Raw genomic sequence first — 17,058 nt, 5'->3', positions numbered from 1 at the left:
AAGCAGGATTTTACGCCTCTGCGGGGTAATGACCATGCCACTTTACTGAAGAACTCATTGAAAAAATTGCCATTGCAAAATGTCGGCTTTCAGCTGCTGGCTACGGGAGTAATCAAGCCTTTCAAGCGCGTGAGCGGTTTCCTCGCGTAGCTTCGCCAGCAACGCTTTGCGCCCGAAATCGTGCATATTCCCTTCCATTTTCCCCCGCAGTGCCGGGAGCGGCATGTCCACGGCTAACAACAACCGCGTCAGCGCCGCAACCGAAGTTGAAAACGCCCGGTGAGCAAAGGCAAACCCCGCCAGCTCAAGCCAGTCGTCACTATTAAGGGTAGCTTCCCATGCATCCGTCACCGGGATCTTTTCGCCATTCCAGGCCGACAGGACGCGCATATCACGACATAACCGCTGATGCGCCTGTTCGCAGAGCTGATGCCCCGCCTCGCTCAGCGGCAGCAACGCCATCGCCGTATAGCACCCGCTGCTGGCTTCCCGGTGGCTGCCCATTCGCACCAGCACAAACCCGCACTGCCGCCAGAAACGCCACAGCTCGTCGGTATAGCCAAAGCTGACCGAGAGATAATCTTCTCCGCTGGCACTGCGGATCAGCCGCTGGCCGATGCCTTCCCGCTGGCGATGGGGATGAACCGCAATGCGGCTGACGCGTCGGCCTTTCAGCGTCGCCGCGAGCGGCGAGCCGCCGTGCGCTGCCAGCGACTGCGCCACCAGATTTCCACGCGGCCGACGAAAGCCCGCCCAGACTGCGCGGCTAAGTTCAGGGGGTAATCCCCCCTCCTCCACCAGCCAGAGCGCGCCCGCGATCTCCGCGCCCGCCTGAGCAATAGCAAAGTGCTGGCCGGGGGCGTCCATCATCCGGCGTAAATCGAGGGGTGACGTCCGGTAGTGCGCGGCGCAAAGCAGTTCATACACGCCTGCCCCGCGCGTCGGATCGCTCTCCCACATCCCGGGCTCCAGCGACGTTAAACGTACCTCGCCTTCCGGTTTGCGATCGATAAGCGCATCGTCGAACAGCAGCGCGTTCGCCACTATCCGCTCAAGGGGACATCCGGCAGCCCAGCGAACAGGCGTGGATAAGGTATAACGCCGCAGCCCGCTAAACCGGGCGCAGAACTTCAGCAGGAATCCCCTGCCCGTGCCTTCATAACCCTGCACCGTGGTGGTCAGCAACACGCGGGGAAAGCGCGACGCCAGCTTCTCCAGCAGCGGGCCGGGGATGGCGGCCGCCTCATCGACAATCAGCCAGTCAGCTTCTGTTGTGGAGGCCAGCAGCGCATCCGGGGCCATAAAGTGAAAATGTTCCCCGGCGAAACGCGCGATGACATCCGTCGCCCCTTTTGCCGGTGCCGTCACGACTGCACTCCCCTGAATGTCGTTGAGCAACATGCCCGCCAGGGCGGACTTTCCGCGTCCGCGCGGTGCCGTCACGGCGGCCACGCCCGCAGGCATGGTCAGAAGAGCGTCGAGGATCTCAGCCTGCTCGCGCTGCGGTTCACCGCTGGCAGGCTGCCAGGCGGGTAAATCTGACGTAACGGGAAGGCACAGAGGACGATGTTGATGCCAGACGATGGCATCTGAATCGGCGGCAAGCGTCCGGCAAAAGTGGTGAACAAAGTGCGGGGTGGCGATCGGCTCGGCGCTGTCGCTCCAGCGTAGAGAATCCGCGTCGGGCCTGTTAGCCCAGACGGAGAACGGCGGCACCAGCAGCATCAGAAGGCTTCCGGCGCGCAGGGTCCCGCTGAGGGCGGCGAAGGCCGAGACGTCAAACCCGCGACGCGCGTCAAAAACGGCGTGCAGGTATTCACGTCCCAGCAGGCCGCTGATGGTCTTAGAGGGGTTTTCCTCCAGCCACAGCCAGTCTCCTGGTAACGTATCGCGCAGAATGGTCGCCTGGCTCAACGTCCACGCTTCATCGCCGCTGAGCACCACCAGCCGGCGGTGCCCGGTACGCTGAAGCTGGTTGACCAGCTGTTCAAACCCCAACATCACATAGCTTTGCCGAAGGTATTACACTGCGACGGGTTGCCGCTGTCGAAGCCACGCTTAAACCAACTGTAGCGCTGCTCTGAGGTGCCATGGGTAAAGCTGTCCGGCACAACGCGCCCCTGGCTCTGCTGCTGCAAGCGATCGTCACCAATCGCCTGTGCGGCATTCAGGGCCTCTTCCAGATCGCCTGTTTCCAGCACGCCCTGCTGCTGCATGCTGTGTCCCCAGACGCCAGCGAAGCAGTCGGCCTGAAGCTCCATGCGTACGGACAGACGATTCACCTCCGCCTGAGAAGCATTCTGCTGCATCTGACGCACTTTAGGCTCAATGCCGAGGAGCTTCTGCACGTGGTGGCCGACTTCATGCGCGATCACGTAGCCCTGGGCAAAATCGCCGTCGGCGCCCAGCTTGCTTTTCATGTCGTCATAGAAGGAGAGATCGATATAGACGGTGCTGTCCGCCGGGCAGTAGAACGGCCCCATAACGGACTGCCCGGTGCCGCAGCCGGTGCGGGTTGCGCCCCGGTACATCACCAGTTTTGGCGGCTGATAAGTCCGCCCCATTTTCTCGAACTGCTGACCCCAGGTATCTTCGGTCGTCGCGAGAATAACGGAAGTAAATTTCGCCGCTTCATCTTCATTCGGGCTGATGGAGCGCTGAGAATACTGCTGCTGTTGCCCGGTTTCACCGGTCATCAAACCGGTCAGGTCGACGCCGTAGTAGCCCGCCACCAGCACGACGACCAGCAGAATAATGCCGCCCTTGCCGCTGGGTAACCGGAAACCTGGCCCGCCCATAGACGGACCACCGCCACCACTGCTGCGTCTGTCTTCTACGTTGTCACTTTCACGACGCCCTTGCCAGCGCATAAACACCTCGAACTATTCCATTTATAATAGCTATGATCGTAGGCGGTTAATGAAAGGATTACCATAGTAAACAAGGATAAGACGCCAAAGGATGCCAACATCCTTTGGCAAATGCGCAGTTTAGTCGAGCTTAACGCCTAAACGGTGAGCAACCGCTTCGTACGCTTCGACCACGCCACCCAGACTCTGGCGGAAACGGTCTTTGTCCATTTTATCCAGCGTCTCTTTGTCCCACAGGCGGCTGCCGTCCGGCGAGAATTCGTCGCCCAGCACCACTTCGCCCTTGTACAGACCGAACTCCAGCTTGAAGTCGACCAGGATCAGGCCCGCGTCATCAAACAGCTTTTTCAGCACGTCGTTGGCTTTGTAGGTCAGTTCCTGCATGCGCGCCAGGTTCTCTTTGCTTACCCAGCCGAAGGTTTCGCAGTAGGATTCGTTGACCATCGGGTCGTGCATGGCGTCGTTTTTCAGGAACAGATCGAACAGCGGTGGATTCAGTTCGATACCCTCTTCAATGCCCAGACGCTTCACCAGGGAGCCTGCGGCACGGTTACGGATCACGCACTCAACCGGCACCATATCCAGTTTTTTTACCAGACATTCCGTATCGGACAGCAACGCTTCCATCTGAGTCGGGATACCGGCTTCGGCCAGTTTGGTCATAATGAAGTGGTTGAACTTGTTGTTCACCATGCCCTTACGATCGAACTGCTCAATGCGTGCGCCGTCTCCTGCTGACGTATCATTGCGGAATTCGAGCACCAACAGATCCGGGTTTTCCGTGCTGTATACGGTTTTCGCTTTGCCACGATACAACTCAGCTTGCTTCTGCATCTTCATTACTCCTGGTGTGATGATTTGTATTCAAAACTGGCCATATTATGCCACGCACACGTTTGCGTAGCACGAAAATAAAAAGGGCTGGATTAACCAGCCCTCACTATTATTTGCTGAATGCGGCCTGGAAGGCAGCGACCAGCGCATCGTTCTGCGCCTGGGTCAGCGTGTGTCCTTTCGGATCGATAAATTGCAGGCTGCTGCGGTTATCGAGGTCGCCAACCTGGATTTTGTAGTCACCGGAAGGCAGCTGTGGATCGCTTGCCCCCAGCTCCTGCCAGGCGCTATCAGACAGCGGCTTATAGGTCGCTGTGATGCTGCCCGTTGAACGGGTGCTGTCGGTCACCTTCATGCCCACTTTTTCAAGCGTTGCTGGCAGACGCTGCCAGGTCTGATTAAACGGCGCACGCACCACCAGCATTGGCAGGCCGGTATCGTCTGCACCGCTCTGCACATCAAACGTTGAACCGTTACGGTTCTGCGCGGCGTTTGCGGCATCGGTAGCGTTCTTATCCAGACCAGCGGCAATCACGTTCAGCATTTCAGTGCTGTAGCGCTGCATGGCGGCCGGATCGGCAACCGGTTTACCTGCCTGCTCAAGATTCAACAGCTTAACGGTAACCGCCTGCTGATAACCCTGCGGCTTAACGGAGACTTGATAACGACCACGATACTGCTGGTCTTCATCGAGACGGTTCCACTCAATCCAGTCGGTGGTTAAGGTCTGGCTGGCGTCGTCGCGTTTATCAATCGTATAGTTTTTCGACTGAATAACGCTCACAACCTGCGGCCACAGCGTGGCACCGCGTGCGCTTTCCACCAGCAGAGAGGCCGTATCACCGGTAAACTGCGTGCGCGCGCCACTCACCAGCGCCAGAGGCTGAGCCGGCGGACGAATATCAAGCGCTTTACCCACCAGGCCACTGCCGTTGGTAACCGGAATATTATAATCACCGTTCTGGATCGGCAGGATCATGCCGGCAGGCGCGTGAAGTTCAGCAAGCGGCGGCGCATCCAGATAGGATTCATCACCGCTCACCTGGCGCTTGTAGCGCGAGTCTGAACTACAGGCAGCGAGGAGCATAACAAGCGAAACACCCGCAACCTTCGCCAGGCGCGACTTCTGTACTGAATAAGCCATCAAATCTCCCTAAACTTTACAGCAAACCGGCATGCTTCAGCGCGCCAGCGACAATTTCACGACCGTGGTCGGTAATCGGTGTCATTGGCAGACGCAGCGTGTCGGTTGCTACAAGCCCCAACTCCTTACATGCCCATTTCACTGGGATCGGATTGGGTTCGACAAATAATTTATTGTGCAACGGCATCAGACGCTGATTAATCACGCGAGCTTCATCAAAGTGACCGGCTGCGGCCAGTTTGCACATGTCAGCCATATCACGCGCCGCCACGTTCGCCGTAACGGAAATCACGCCATTACCACCGAGCTGCATAAAGTCCAGCGCGGTCGCATCATCACCGCTCAACAGGATAAAGTCGTCTGAAACCAGCTCTTTGATCTGATGAACGCGGCTTAAGTTCCCTGTCGCCTCTTTAATCCCGATAATATTTTTTACTTTCGAGAGACGGCCAACGGTTTCCGGCAGCATATCGCAACCGGTACGGGACGGCACATTATACAGAATTTGTGGCAAGTCAGTATGTTCAGCGATGGCTTTGAAATGCTGGAACAAACCTTCCTGAGTAGGACGGTTGTAATAAGGGGTCACCGTCAGGCAGCCGACAATGCCGCTGTCGTTAAAACGCTGAGTCAGGCTAATCGCTTCTGCCGTTGCGTTTGCGCCCGTCCCCGCGATGACCGGAATACGCCCGTCCGCCAGTTCCAGGGTCAGCATCACAACGTCGCCGTGCTCTTCGTGGCTCAGCGTAGCGGATTCACCGGTAGTCCCTACCGAAACGATCGCCGAGGTTCCATTGGCGACATGGTAATCAATGAGCTTCTTCATGCTTGACCGGCAGACATTACCTTTTTCATCCATCGGTGTAACAAGCGCGACAATACTTCCCGTGAACATGAGCCATCCTCTGTGCGAACAAGAGCCTCAATGTTACGTTTGGAACTGTAATAAAAGCAAGCGACCTGAGGCTCTCAGGCGGTTGTATGCATGTTTTTTTTATGCTTTCCTTAGGAAGACTTAACCACGCAAAGGAAGAACAGGTTTGACAACCTCATCACAACATTACCTGGTTATCACTGCGCTGGGTGCTGACAGGCCGGGTATCGTGAATACCATCACTCGCCACGTGAGCAGCTGCGGCTGCAACATCGAAGATAGCCGGCTGGCTATGCTTGGCGAAGAGTTCACGTTCATCATGCTGCTTTCCGGAACATGGAATGCCATTACCCTCATCGAATCTACCTTGCCGCTGAAAGGCGCAGAGCTGGATTTACTGATTGTGATGAAGCGCACCACCGCGCGCCCGCGTCCGGCTCTGCCTGCCACGGTCTGGGTACAGGTTGAAGTGCCTGATTCACCTCATCTGATTGAACGTTTCACGGCGCTGTTTGACAGCCATCAGATGAACATTGCCGAACTGGTTTCCCGCACGCAGCCGGGCGATGAAAACGCAATCCCGACGCTGTTTATTCAAATTACCGCACACAGCCCTGCCTCGCAGGATGCGTCAAATATCGAGCAAGCGTTCAAAGCCCTCTGTACAGAATTACATGCGCAAGGCAGTATAAGCGTCGTCGATTATTCGCAGCACGAACAGGATGGAGTTGAGTAATGAACCCACTGAAAGCCGGTGATATCGCACCGAAATTTAGCTTACCGGATCAAGACGGCGAGCAAGTAAATTTGACCGACTTCCAGGGACAGCGTGTTCTGGTCTATTTCTACCCGAAAGCCATGACCCCGGGCTGTACCGTACAGGCCTGCGGTCTACGCGACAACATGGATGAGTTGAAAAAGGTCGGTGTGGAAGTGCTGGGCATCAGCACCGATAACCCAGAGAAGCTGTCACGCTTTGCGGAAAAAGAGCTGCTGAACTTCACGCTGCTTTCCGATGAAGACCACCAGGTTTGCGAGCAGTTTGGCGTCTGGGGTGAGAAGTCCTTTATGGGCAAAACGTACGACGGTATTCACCGCATCAGTTTCCTGATTGACGCTGACGGTAAAGTTGAGCACGTGTTTGATGATTTCAAAACCAGCAACCACCACGACGTGGTGTTGAAGTGGCTGAAAGAGAACGCGTGATAATTTTAGTGCCGGGTGGCGCTGCGCTTACCCGGCCTACAAGGTAAATGCAAAACGGTAGCATGCGCTACCGTTTTTAGTGTTTGCCCCCTCTCCCCGCGGGAGAGGGTTGGGGTGAGGGCATCAGCCCGCACTAAATCTACTTCTCTTCCACCGCTGGCACATCCGGCCACGCGTGGACCACGGCTTTAATCAGCGTCGCCAGCGGAATGGCGAAGAATACCCCCCAGAATCCCCACAGCCCGCCGAAAATCACCACTGAAAGGATAATCACCAGCGGATGCAGGTTAACTGCTTCTGAGAACAGCACCGGTACCAGCAGGTTCCCGTCCAGTCCCTGAATAATCAGGTATACGGCGAAACAGCTCCAGAACTCCGTACCCAAACCAAACTGGAACAGCGCCACCCCCACAACCGGAATGGTCACCACAAACGCGCCGATATACGGGATCAGAACCGAGAATCCGACCAGCACCGCCAGCAGCAGCGAGTAGTTCAGTCCGAAGATCACGAAGCCAATCCAGGTCGCCACGCCCACCACAATCATCTCCAGCACTTTGCCGCGAATGTAGTTGGTGATCTGCTGGTTCATCTCCTGCCAGACCTGACCGGCGAGACCGCGATTGCGCGGCAGCACACGGCGTACCGCGTTCAGCATCTGCTCTTTATCTTTGACCAGGAAAAACACCATTAGCGGCACGAGAACAAGGTAAACCGCCAGCGTCAGCAGGCCGACCAGCGAGGCCAGAGAGTATTTCACCACCGAATCACCCATGGTCATGATGCGGGCGCGCATGTTTTCGGCCATCGCATCGATGATCCCGGCGTCCATCAGCGCAGGATAGCGGCGCGGCAGCGTGGCGGCAAAATCAGACAGTTTATTCAGCATGCCGGGCATATCGCGGATCAGGTAGATCCCCTGTTGCCAGGCGATGGGCATCACCACGAAGGACATCAGCAGCAGAATGCCGACAAACAGCACCAGAACAATGCTGGTCGCCCAGCGGCGGGAACAGCCGATATGTTCCAGACGCGCGGTGGGCCACTCCAGCAGATACGCCAGCACAATTGCCACCAGTAGCGGTGCCAGCAGGCCACTAAAGAAGAACAGGATACCGAATCCGGCAACCAGAATGACCAGCAAAGCAATGGCTTCCGGGTCGCTAAACCGACGCCGATACCACTGCATTAACATTTCGAGCATACAACCCTTCCCTGAATCGAATGGCGGGAGTGAGACGGTGAATTGTATCTAACTGTCACAAAAAAGACTTTCCTTTTTGTTTCACTGTCAGGTTTCGCAAAACCCTGATGAATGGGATTTTCTTCATCTCTTAACACGGCTACACTCGCAGAGCAGCGGAGATGAACGTTATGCGGGTTCATCGGTCAAATTAGCACATCCAACATACAGGACAGTGGTTATGTTCAGGCAGTTGAGAAAAACACTGGTTGCGACACTGATTGCCGCCGTGACGGTGGGTCAGGTGTTGCCCGCTTTCGCTGACTCGTCCGATTCATTGCCGGACATGGGCACCACGGCAGGAAGCACGCTCTCCATCGGGCAGGAGATGCAGATGGGTGATTATTACGTACGCCAGCTGCGCGGCAGTGCTCCGCTGATTAACGACCCTTTGCTGGTGCAATACATTAACGGCCTGGGGATGCGTCTGGTGGCGCACGCCGACTCGGTAAAAACGCCCTTCCACTTCTATTTAATCAATAACGACGAAATCAACGCCTTCGCCTTCTTTGGCGGGAACGTGGTGCTGCATTCGGCGTTGTTCCGTTATTCCGATAACGAAAGCCAGCTGGCGTCCGTCATGGCGCACGAAATTTCGCACGTCACCCAGCGCCATCTGGCGCGTGCGATGGAAGATCAGAAGCGTAACGCCCCGCTAACCTGGGTGGGCGCGCTGGGTTCTATTCTGCTGGCGATGGCCAGCCCGCAGGCCGGGATGGCGGCGCTTACCGGGACGCTGGCGGGTACGCGTCAGGGGATGATCAGCTTTACCCAGCAGAACGAGCAGGAAGCAGACCGCATCGGCATTCAGGTTTTACAGCGTTCCGGCTTTGACCCGCAGGCCATGCCGAGCTTCCTGGAAAAGCTGCTCGACCAGGCACGCTACTCGTCGCGCCCGCCTGAAATTCTGTTGACCCACCCGCTGCCGGAAAGCCGCCTCTCGGATGCGCGTAACCGTGCCAATCAGATGCGTCCGGTCGTGGTGCAGTCTTCGCAGGATTTCTACATGGCCAAAGTGAGAACGCTTGGCATGTACAACTCCGGACGTAATCAGCTCACCAGCGATCTGCTGGACGCGCTGGCGAAAGGCAACGTGCGCGAGAAAAACGCGGCGCAGTATGGTCAGGCGCTCCAGGCGATGGAGGCCAGCAAATACGATGAAGCGCGAAAAGCGCTACAGCCGCTGCTGACGGCGGCGCCTGACAATCCGTGGTATCTCGACCTCGCCACCGATATCGATCTGGGGCAGAAAAAAGCGACCGATGCGATTAATCGCCTGAAAGGGGCGAAAGATCTTCGTAATAATCCAGTATTGCAGCTTAACCTGGCGAACGCCTACCTACAGGGCGGCCAGCCCGGCGAGGCGGTGACCATTCTGAACCGCTACACCTTTAACAATAAAGATGACCAGAACGGCTGGGAGCTGCTCGCCCAGGCCCAGGGGCAACTGGGTAACCGCGATCAGGAGCTGGCCGCGCGTGCGGAAGGTCTGGCGCTGGCGGGTCGTCTCGATCAGGCCATTTCCCTGCTGAGCAGCGCCAGCTCGCAGGTGAAGCTTGGCAGCCTGCAACAGGCCCGCTACGATGCGCGAATCGACCAGCTGCGCGGCCTGCAACAACGCTTTAAGCCGTACGAGAAGATGTAATAAAGGAGAAGTCATGACAGACGCGGTAAAAATTTACCATAACCCTCGCTGCTCCAAGAGCCGAGACACCCTCAGCCTGCTGAAGTCTAACGGCATCGAACCGGAAGTGGTGCTGTACCTGGAGACGCCGCCGGACGCGCAGACTATCCGCCAGCTGCTGAAGATGCTGAACATGGGCAGCGCACGCGACCTGATGCGTCAGAAAGAAGATCTGTATAAGTCGCTCAATCTGAACGATACCAGTCTCACTGAAGATCGGCTGATTCAGGCGATGGTCGACAATCCAAAGCTGATTGAGCGCCCGATTGTAGTGGCAAATGGCAAGGCGCGTATCGGCCGTCCGCCGGAAGACGTGCTCGAGATCGTCTAATCGTTACGCCGCAGCGCTTCCAGAAACGCCTGCGGCGTACGCTCTCCCAGCTTTTTCTGCGCTTTTCCCCGGTTGTAAAACTCACACAGTTGGATCAACAGCTCTCCCATCGGTTCACTGTTCACCCGCGGAATGATTTCGCGTAACGGCACGGTGACCTGAAGGGCGAGATAATACTGTGAATGCACTTTTACGGTGACGTTATGCTCCGGCAAGTTCACTTCTAGCCCAAAAGTCTCAACAGATTGAATATCAGCCGGACAGGCAGCCAGCACCTCGTTCGTCCAGCGGGTCAGCAACTGCGGCGATACGCCAGCATAAAGCCGGGCGTAACACCAGCCGCTGACGGGTTCACGCGCCCAGAGCAGGTGTTGCTCGCCACCGTCGTCCATATGCAGCGACAGCGGCTGATGATGCAGGAGTAGCTTCTGCGGCATGATCCCGGCCTTCAGCGCCTTTTTGCCCTGCAACGACGCCCCCTTTTGTTTTAGCGAGGCTGGTTTGAGGTAGCGGTTCAGGGTCGCGCGGGAAACGGCGATCCCGAGTCCGTCATTCACCAGCAGCAGCAGTTCATCCAACGGTGCCCCTGTGATATCCCGCAGGGCATTTATCAGTGCCGCCTGCTCTTGTCTCAGCGCTTTGTGTATCACTTTTGGCGTTGTGTGGTTATCCGAAACCTGGTCGCGGTTGCGCCAGCGCCTGACGGTGGTGACCGAGATCCCCAGCTCAACGGCAAGTTCCCTGTCGCTTTTATCTGACTGCTGAAGATAACGACGGATACGCGGTGTGGTGGTGGCGTTGGCATGCAGTTTGATTTCCATCGCGTCCCTCCGGAACTAATCTTATGAGATTTATATCAGAGCAGCGAATGCTTTGTGACCGATTTCACCTTTCGCTCGCCGCGCTTCACTGATAATCCACAGACATAACATAAACAACACCTCTCAATCTTGTACGGAGTTCACAATGAACAATGTTCTGGGATTTCTTGAAGCAAAACTGATGCCGCTGGCGGCGAAAACGGCCCAGCAGCGTCATCTTGGGGCCATTCGCGGCGCCTACGTTTCATTCATGCCGTTTATCATCGTCGGCTCCATTCTGCTGGTGATCTCCTCCTTCCCGAATCAGGCCTATCAGCAGTTTATGTCTCAGGCCTTTGGTGAGAGCTGGAGTGCAATTATAGAGATCCCGTTTAACGCGGTGTTCTCAACCATGTCGCTGTTTATCAGCTTCCTGGTGGCCTACCGCCTGGCTGAGCATTATGGCGAGGACCGCATCTCCTGCGGCATCCTGGCGCTGGTCGCGTTTCTGATCCTGACGCCCTTTATCAAAGTGGCGGAAAACGGCGGCATTACCGTGATGCCGGTGGAGTGGATTGGCAGCAAAGGGCTGTTCGTGGCGATGATCGGTTCCCTGCTGTGGACGGAACTGTTCTGCTGGCTGAAGCGCAAAAAGCTGGTCATCAAAATGCCGGACGGCGTGCCTCCGGCGGTGCAGGAGTCGTTCGCGGCCCTGATCCCGGCCCTGCTGGTGATGATTCTGGTGCTGCTTATCCGCATCATCTTTGAAAACACCCACTATCACACCATCCACCAGTTTATTTATGAAGTGGTTGCCACCCCGGTGCGCCACTACGGCACCTCTTATTTCGGGGCGCTGATGACCGTATTCAGCATCACCATTCTGTGGTCAGTGGGCATTAACTCCGGTTCGATGATCAACGGGATTATTCGCCCGCTGTGGATGGAGAACCAGACCGACAACATCGCCGCGATCCAGGCGGGAACGACGCCGCCGCACATCATCACCGAACAGTTTTTTGACATGATCTGGATGGGCGGCGCGGGCGCCACGCTGTCGCTGGTGATTGCGATGCTGATTTTCGCCCGCAGCAAAAACATGCGCGAAGTAGCGCGCCTCGGTGCGGGCGCGTCGGTGTTTAACATCAACGAACCGATCCTGTTTGGCCTGCCGGTGATCATGAACCCGATCATGCTCATCCCGTTCAATCTGGTGCCGCTGGTGCTGGTCACCGTGCAGTATGCGGCGATGAAAATTGGTGCGGTCGCCGTCACCACCGGGGTGTTTATCCCCTGGACGCTGCCGCCGGTTATCAGCGGCTTTATCGTCACCGGGCACCTGAGCGGCAGCGTGATGCAGCTGATCAACCTGCTGATTGGCGCCATGCTGTACCTGCCTTTCATGCGTATCCTGGATAAACAGTACCGCGCCGCGGAGCTGACTACCGCTACGCAAACCGACACCACCCTTGCAAAACAGGAGTAAAGCATGTGGGGAATTATCGCAACCTGGCGAATGGCGCTTGAAGGCGTCACGGAGTCTGCGTCTGCGCTGGCTGCGGGCAAACCTGTCGCTCCGGCGGTGGTGGATGCCGTCGTCGCCGTCGAGGACTTTCCGTTTTATAAATCTGTCGGCTACGGCGGGCTGCCCACCGAAAACGGCGAGGTGGAGCTGGACGCGGCCTATATGGACGGCGACACGCTGGCGTTCGGCGCCGTGGGCAATCTGGTGGATATCGCCAACCCGGTACGCGTGGCGCACGCGCTCAGCCGCCAGCGCTATAACAACCTGCTGGTCGGCCAGGGCGCGCGCGAATGGGCGCTGAGCCAGGGCTTTGCCGACAAAACCATGCTCACGGATCGCGCCATGCAACACTACCGTAAGCGCTGCCGCGAAACGCTGGACAAGGGGTTAAGCCCCTACGACGGACATGACACCGTCGGCATCATCGGCCTCGATAAACAGGGCTCGATGAGCGTCGCCACCTCCACCAGCGGCCTGTTTATGAAAAAACGCGGCCGCCTCGGTGACTCACCCATCATCGGCTCCGGCTTTTACTGCGACAGCGAAACCGGCGCGGCCACCGCCACGGGCGTCGGTGAAGATCTGATGAAGGGCTGTACCAGCTACGAAATCGTTCGCCGGATGGCGCAAGGGATGACGCCGCAGCAGGCGGCGGATTCGGTGGTGTTCGAACTGGAAGACAAGCTGATGTCGCGCTTTGGCCGCGCGGGCGATCTCTCCGTGGTGTGCATGAACAGCAAAGGAGAATTTGGCGCCGCGACCAACATCAAAACCTTCTCGTTCGTGGTGGCGACGGCTCGCCAGCCCCTCACCGTTTTCCGTACTGAACGCCTGCGGGAGAAAACGCACTATCACGCGGTAGATGAGGAGTGGATGCAGGCCTATGCCGCGCGGATCCGCGCACCGATTGAGGAGTCATGATGATCACATACCAGTTTATCCACGCGCTTTCAGACGCGAAGCCGCAAAGCCATTTGATTGCGCGCGCTGACAGTTCCCTGTTACCGGATAGCGCTCTTATCGCTGAAATGCGCCAGCAGAGCACCGTCGCGGACGCGCGCTTTGGCTGCGCGCCGTTTGCCCGCATCACCCTGTTTCCGGATGCGCTCTGGCATGACGCCCTGACCGAAGGGTTGCTCACCGCCCTGCGACCGCTGCTTGCCGCCCCCGCCAGCGCCGAACTCGTGCTGGACGTGACGGATATTGACGATGTGGTGCTGGCGCAGGTACTGCGTTTTCTCTTTAATCAGGCGCACAGGCTCAGTGACCTGAAGCTGAAGAAGACGGACGTAGCGCTGCGTCTTACCTGCATCACTGCCCTCTGCCTGCCGGAACAGCAGGCGAAGCTGGAGACGACCTTCCGCCAGCAGCAGGCCATTGCGCTCGGCATGGTTGCGGCGCGACGTCTGGCGGATATGCCGTCCGACCGCTGCACGCCGCAGTTTGTGGTGGATGAGGCGCAAAAACTGTGTGCCGCCAGCCCTGCCCTGCGGTGTGACGTACTGGATGAAACGCAAATCGTTGAGCAAGGGCTTGGGTTGCTGCACGCCGTCGGCAAAGGGGCGACCTGCCCACCGCGTCTGCTCGCTATTCACTATAACGGCGTGTCTGATGGCCCGGTGCGCTGCTACGTGGGAAAAGGCATTACCTTTGACACCGGCGGCCTGTGGCTGAAGGAAGGCGCGGGCATGTACACCATGAAATATGACATGTGCGGCGCGGCTAACGTGCTCGGGCTGATGCTGACCGTTGCGGAGCTGAAATTACCCGTGCGCATCATGGGCGTGCTGGCGCTGGCGGAAAACGCCATCGGCCCCGACGCCATGCAGCCCGGCACGGTGGCGACGGCCTGCAACGGCACCACCGTTGAAATCAACAATACCGATGCCGAGGGCCGGCTGGTACTGGCAGACGCTATCGCCTGGGCGAGTCAGCGCCATCCGCAGGCGCACTATATCATTGATATGGCGACCTTAACCGGAGCGGTGGTGAAAGCGCTGGGGTATGAGCTGAGCGGGCTGATGACCCAGGATGAGCCGTTGCGTCAGGCACTGACGCTCGCGGGCAAACGAAGCGGCGACGAGGTGTGGTCCCTGCCGCTGGATGCGCGGCTGAGAAAGCAGACCGACAGCGCCATTGCCGATCTATGCAACACGCCGACCAACAATGCGGCGATCAGCGCCTCGGCGGCGTGGCTGCTGCATCACTTCTGCCCGCCGACCATTCCGTGGGCGCATCTGGATATCAGCGGGACGGCGCTGTGGCGTGAGAACGGCAGAAGCGTGGCATCGGGAAGACCGATTCCGCTGCTGGTGGAGCACTTGTTGGGGGATCTTTAGCCGGGTGGCGGCTGCGCCTTACCCGGCCTACAAGGTATGACGGGTTTTCGTAGGCCCGGTAAGCGCAGCGCCACCGGGCAAAAAACTCAAAGCTTAAGAATATCTTTTACAAACGGAATGGTCAGCTTGCGCTGGGCGGTAATGGAGGCGCGATCGAGCTGATCGAGCGTATCAAACAGCGTGCGCATTTCGCGATCCAGACGCTTGAGCAGGAAACGACCCACGTCTTCCGGCAGTTCAAATCCGCGCAGTCTGGCGCGCAACTGAAGTGCCTGGAGTTTGTCTTCATCCGACAGCGGTTGCAGCTTGTAGATTTGTCCCCAGTCCAGACGAGACGCCAGATCCGGCAGCCCCAGATTGAGCTGACGCGGCGGACGATCGCCAGTGATCAGCAGCCGGGTTTTGCCCGACTCCAGGATGCGGTTGTAGAGGTTAAAGATCGCCATTTCCCACGGTTCGTCCCCCGCCACGCATTCGATATTATCGATGCAGACCAGGGAGAGATGTTCCATGCCCTCCAGCACCTCAGGCACAAACCAGGTGCGTTTATCCAGCGGCACATAGCCTACCGCGTCACCGCGCGCCGAAAGCTCCGCACAGGCGGCATGCAGCAGGTGGCTGCGTCCCGCGCCTTCGCGTGACCAGATATAGATGTATCCGCTGTGTTCCTGGCGCAGCACGTTTTGCAGTGCAGCCAGTAAAGAGGGGTTATCACCCGGCCAGAAACTCGCGAAAGTTTCGTCGTCAGGGAGATAAAGTGGCAGAGAGAGCTGTGCCGGTCCGTTCAGAAATACCTCAACCAGAGATCTTACATAAAATCGGAATGGAGTTTAACACGGAACCTGCAAGGAGAGAACCGGGCGATCCTTCGCCCGGCATGACGATCAATGTGGCGCTTTTTCGCTTTCGTCCGCGTCCAGCACCACCTCTTCCGGGCGGATCACCGAGATCAGCTTGAAAATCAGGCTCAGGCCGACGCCGACGATGGTCGCCAGCGCCATACCCTTCAGCTCTGCCGCGCCGATGTGCACCTTCGCGCCGCTCACGCCGATAATCAGGATAACGGAAGTGAGGATCAGGTTCTGCGCCTTGCTGTAATCCACTTTGGATTCAATCAGCACGCGAATACCGGAGGCACCGATCACCCCGTACAGCAGCAGGGAAACGCCGCCCATCACCGGAACCGGGATAATCTGGATCGCCGCCGCCAGTTTACCAACGCAGGAGAGCAGAATGGCGATGATCGCCGCGCCGCCGATAACCCAGGTGCTGTAGACGCGGGTGATCGCCATTACGCCGATATTCTCACCGTAAGTCGTGTTTGGCGTTGAGCCGAAGAAACCAGAGATGATGGTGGAGAAACCGTTGGCAAACATGGAGCGATGCAGGCCCGGGTCGCGGATCAGGTCGCGCTTCACGATGTTCGCCGTCACCACCAGGTGGCCGACGTGCTCAGCAATCACCACCAGCGCGGCAGGCAGAATAGTGAAAATGGCGAACCATTCAAAGCGCGGGGTGTAGAAGGTTGGCAGCGCGAACCAGTGCGCCTCGGCAATCGGGGTGGTATCCACAACGCCCATCACGAAGGAGAGCGCGTAACCCGCCAGCACGCCGATCAGGATCGGGATAATCGCCATAAAGCCGCGGAAGAGGACGGAACCGAAAACCGTCACGCCCAGCGTCACCAGCGAAATAATGATGGTTTTGGAATCCGGTGACTGACCGTCCGCAGGCAGCAGCCCGGCCATGTTCGCCGCCACGCCCGCCAGCTCCAGGCCGATGACGGCAACGATGGCCCCCATTGCCGCAGGCGGGAACATCACGTCCAGCCAGCCGGTACCGGCTTTCTTCACGATGAAGGAGACCAGGCAGAACAGCACGCCGCACATGATAAAGCCGCCCAGCGCGACCTCATAACCCAGCGGCAGCAACAGCAGAACCGGGGAGATAAACGCGAAGCTCGACCCGAGATAGGCCGGGATTTTGCCTTTACAGATGAAGAGGTAAAGCAGCGTACCGATGCCGTTAAACAGCAGCACGGTAGCCGGGTTAATGTGAAACAGGATTGGCACCAGCACGGTTGCGCCAAACATGGCGAACAGGTGCTGCAAACTAAGCGGGATTGTCTGTAAAAGCGGCGGTCTTTCACTCACCCCGATAGCACGGCGCGTCATAGTGTTTTCCTCTGAGTGTCATTGTTGGTTTTTA

16 protein-coding genes are annotated in these 17,058 nt (G+C 57.8%); 7 read left to right on the top strand and 9 right to left on the bottom strand.

The genetic code is table 11. The features are described from left to right. Window positions 1–54: 54 nt before the first annotated feature. The 5 genes from ACJTMZ_RS13765 to dapA all read right to left on the bottom strand — a co-directional run bounded on the left by ACJTMZ_RS13765 (window position 55) and on the right by dapA (window position 5,743). Window positions 55–2,001: a GNAT family N-acetyltransferase gene (locus ACJTMZ_RS13765; RefSeq protein ID WP_252010726.1), complete on the bottom strand. Its 1,947-nt coding sequence runs from the start codon at window positions 1,999–2,001 to the stop codon at window positions 55–57. Then, on the bottom strand, window positions 2,001–2,870 hold the full coding sequence (locus tag ACJTMZ_RS13760) for a neutral zinc metallopeptidase (RefSeq protein WP_001303362.1): 870 nt from the start codon (window positions 2,868–2,870) through the stop codon (window positions 2,001–2,003). The genes ACJTMZ_RS13765 and ACJTMZ_RS13760 overlap by 1 nt, the downstream gene beginning before the upstream one ends. 120 nt (window positions 2,871–2,990) lie before the next feature. Further along, complete coding sequence (purC, locus tag ACJTMZ_RS13755; RefSeq protein WP_001171626.1) at window positions 2,991–3,704, bottom strand: phosphoribosylaminoimidazolesuccinocarboxamide synthase; 714 nt, start codon at window positions 3,702–3,704, stop codon at window positions 2,991–2,993. A 109-nt stretch (window positions 3,705–3,813) separates the two neighbouring features. Next, window positions 3,814–4,848, bottom strand: coding sequence for an outer membrane protein assembly factor BamC (bamC, locus tag ACJTMZ_RS13750; protein WP_017383500.1), 1,035 nt, complete (start codon window positions 4,846–4,848; stop codon window positions 3,814–3,816). Window positions 4,849–4,864: 16 nt separating this feature from the next. Beyond that, window positions 4,865–5,743, bottom strand: a complete 879-nt coding sequence (dapA, locus tag ACJTMZ_RS13745; RefSeq protein WP_003860542.1) for a 4-hydroxy-tetrahydrodipicolinate synthase — start codon at window positions 5,741–5,743, stop codon at window positions 4,865–4,867. Between the two features lie 145 nt (window positions 5,744–5,888). Here dapA and ACJTMZ_RS13740 point away from each other — a divergent pair, with 145 nt between their 5' ends. Further along, window positions 5,889–6,458, top strand: coding sequence for a glycine cleavage system transcriptional repressor (locus tag ACJTMZ_RS13740; protein ID WP_000213743.1), 570 nt, complete (start codon window positions 5,889–5,891; stop codon window positions 6,456–6,458). Then, window positions 6,458–6,928, top strand: a complete 471-nt coding sequence (bcp, locus tag ACJTMZ_RS13735; protein ID WP_252010727.1) for a thioredoxin-dependent thiol peroxidase — start codon at window positions 6,458–6,460, stop codon at window positions 6,926–6,928. Before ACJTMZ_RS13740 ends, bcp begins: the two co-directional genes overlap by 1 nt. A 139-nt stretch (window positions 6,929–7,067) precedes the next feature. Here the strand turns inward: bcp and ACJTMZ_RS13730 are convergent, their stop codons facing one another. Continuing rightward, window positions 7,068–8,132 carry an AI-2E family transporter gene (locus tag ACJTMZ_RS13730; RefSeq protein ID WP_003860546.1) on the bottom strand — a complete coding sequence of 355 codons (1,065 nt, stop codon included), beginning with the start codon at window positions 8,130–8,132 and terminating at the stop codon, window positions 7,068–7,070. Between the two features lie 220 nt (window positions 8,133–8,352). Between ACJTMZ_RS13730 and bepA the strand changes: the two genes are divergently transcribed. Both bepA and arsC read left to right on the top strand, forming a co-directional pair. Beyond that, the gene (bepA, locus tag ACJTMZ_RS13725) at window positions 8,353–9,816 is read left to right on the top strand and encodes a beta-barrel assembly-enhancing protease (RefSeq protein WP_017692947.1); all 1,464 of its coding nucleotides are present in this window, start codon (window positions 8,353–8,355) and stop codon (window positions 9,814–9,816) included. Window positions 9,817–9,829: 13 nt separating this feature from the next. Continuing rightward, window positions 9,830–10,186, top strand: coding sequence for an arsenate reductase (glutaredoxin) (gene arsC, locus ACJTMZ_RS13720; protein WP_017383503.1), 357 nt, complete (start codon window positions 9,830–9,832; stop codon window positions 10,184–10,186). Here the strand turns inward: arsC and ACJTMZ_RS13715 are convergent. After that, complete coding sequence (locus tag ACJTMZ_RS13715; protein ID WP_017383504.1) at window positions 10,183–11,007, bottom strand: homeodomain-like domain protein; 825 nt, start codon at window positions 11,005–11,007, stop codon at window positions 10,183–10,185. The two genes, arsC and ACJTMZ_RS13715, sit on opposite strands and share 4 nt — an antisense overlap. Window positions 11,008–11,152: 145 nt before the next feature. Here ACJTMZ_RS13715 and celB point away from each other — a divergent pair, with 145 nt between their 5' ends. Genes celB through ACJTMZ_RS13700 form a run of 3 tightly spaced genes read left to right on the top strand, consistent with a single transcriptional unit; the run spans window position 11,153 to window position 14,850 of the window. Beyond that, window positions 11,153–12,472, top strand: a complete 1,320-nt coding sequence (celB, locus tag ACJTMZ_RS13710; protein ID WP_032619279.1) for a PTS cellobiose transporter subunit IIC — start codon at window positions 11,153–11,155, stop codon at window positions 12,470–12,472. Between the two features lie 3 nt (window positions 12,473–12,475). Next, the gene (locus tag ACJTMZ_RS13705) at window positions 12,476–13,432 is read left to right on the top strand and encodes an isoaspartyl peptidase/L-asparaginase (protein ID WP_252010728.1); all 957 of its coding nucleotides are present in this window, start codon (window positions 12,476–12,478) and stop codon (window positions 13,430–13,432) included. Beyond that, window positions 13,432–14,850, top strand: a complete 1,419-nt coding sequence (locus ACJTMZ_RS13700) for a leucyl aminopeptidase family protein (RefSeq protein ID WP_252010757.1) — start codon at window positions 13,432–13,434, stop codon at window positions 14,848–14,850. Before ACJTMZ_RS13705 ends, ACJTMZ_RS13700 begins: the two co-directional genes overlap by 1 nt. Before the next feature lie 86 nt (window positions 14,851–14,936). On the opposite strand, the gene ACJTMZ_RS13695 is transcribed toward ACJTMZ_RS13700, so the two are convergent. Then, window positions 14,937–15,638 carry a DnaA inactivator Hda gene (locus ACJTMZ_RS13695; protein WP_211482948.1) on the bottom strand — a complete coding sequence of 234 codons (702 nt, stop codon included), beginning with the start codon at window positions 15,636–15,638 and terminating at the stop codon, window positions 14,937–14,939. Between the two features lie 96 nt (window positions 15,639–15,734). After that, a complete protein-coding gene (uraA, locus tag ACJTMZ_RS13690; protein ID WP_017692944.1) occupies window positions 15,735–17,024 on the bottom strand; it encodes a uracil permease in 1,290 nt (429 codons plus the stop codon). Between the last annotated feature and the right edge of the window lie 34 nt (window positions 17,025–17,058).

The organism is Enterobacter sp. DN (assembly GCF_046054285.1).
GTDB classification, from domain to species: domain Bacteria; phylum Pseudomonadota; class Gammaproteobacteria; order Enterobacterales; family Enterobacteriaceae; genus Enterobacter; species Enterobacter hormaechei_C.
Note: the sequence above shows the minus strand (reverse complement) of the source record. Positions and strands in the feature narration are given on the sequence as shown.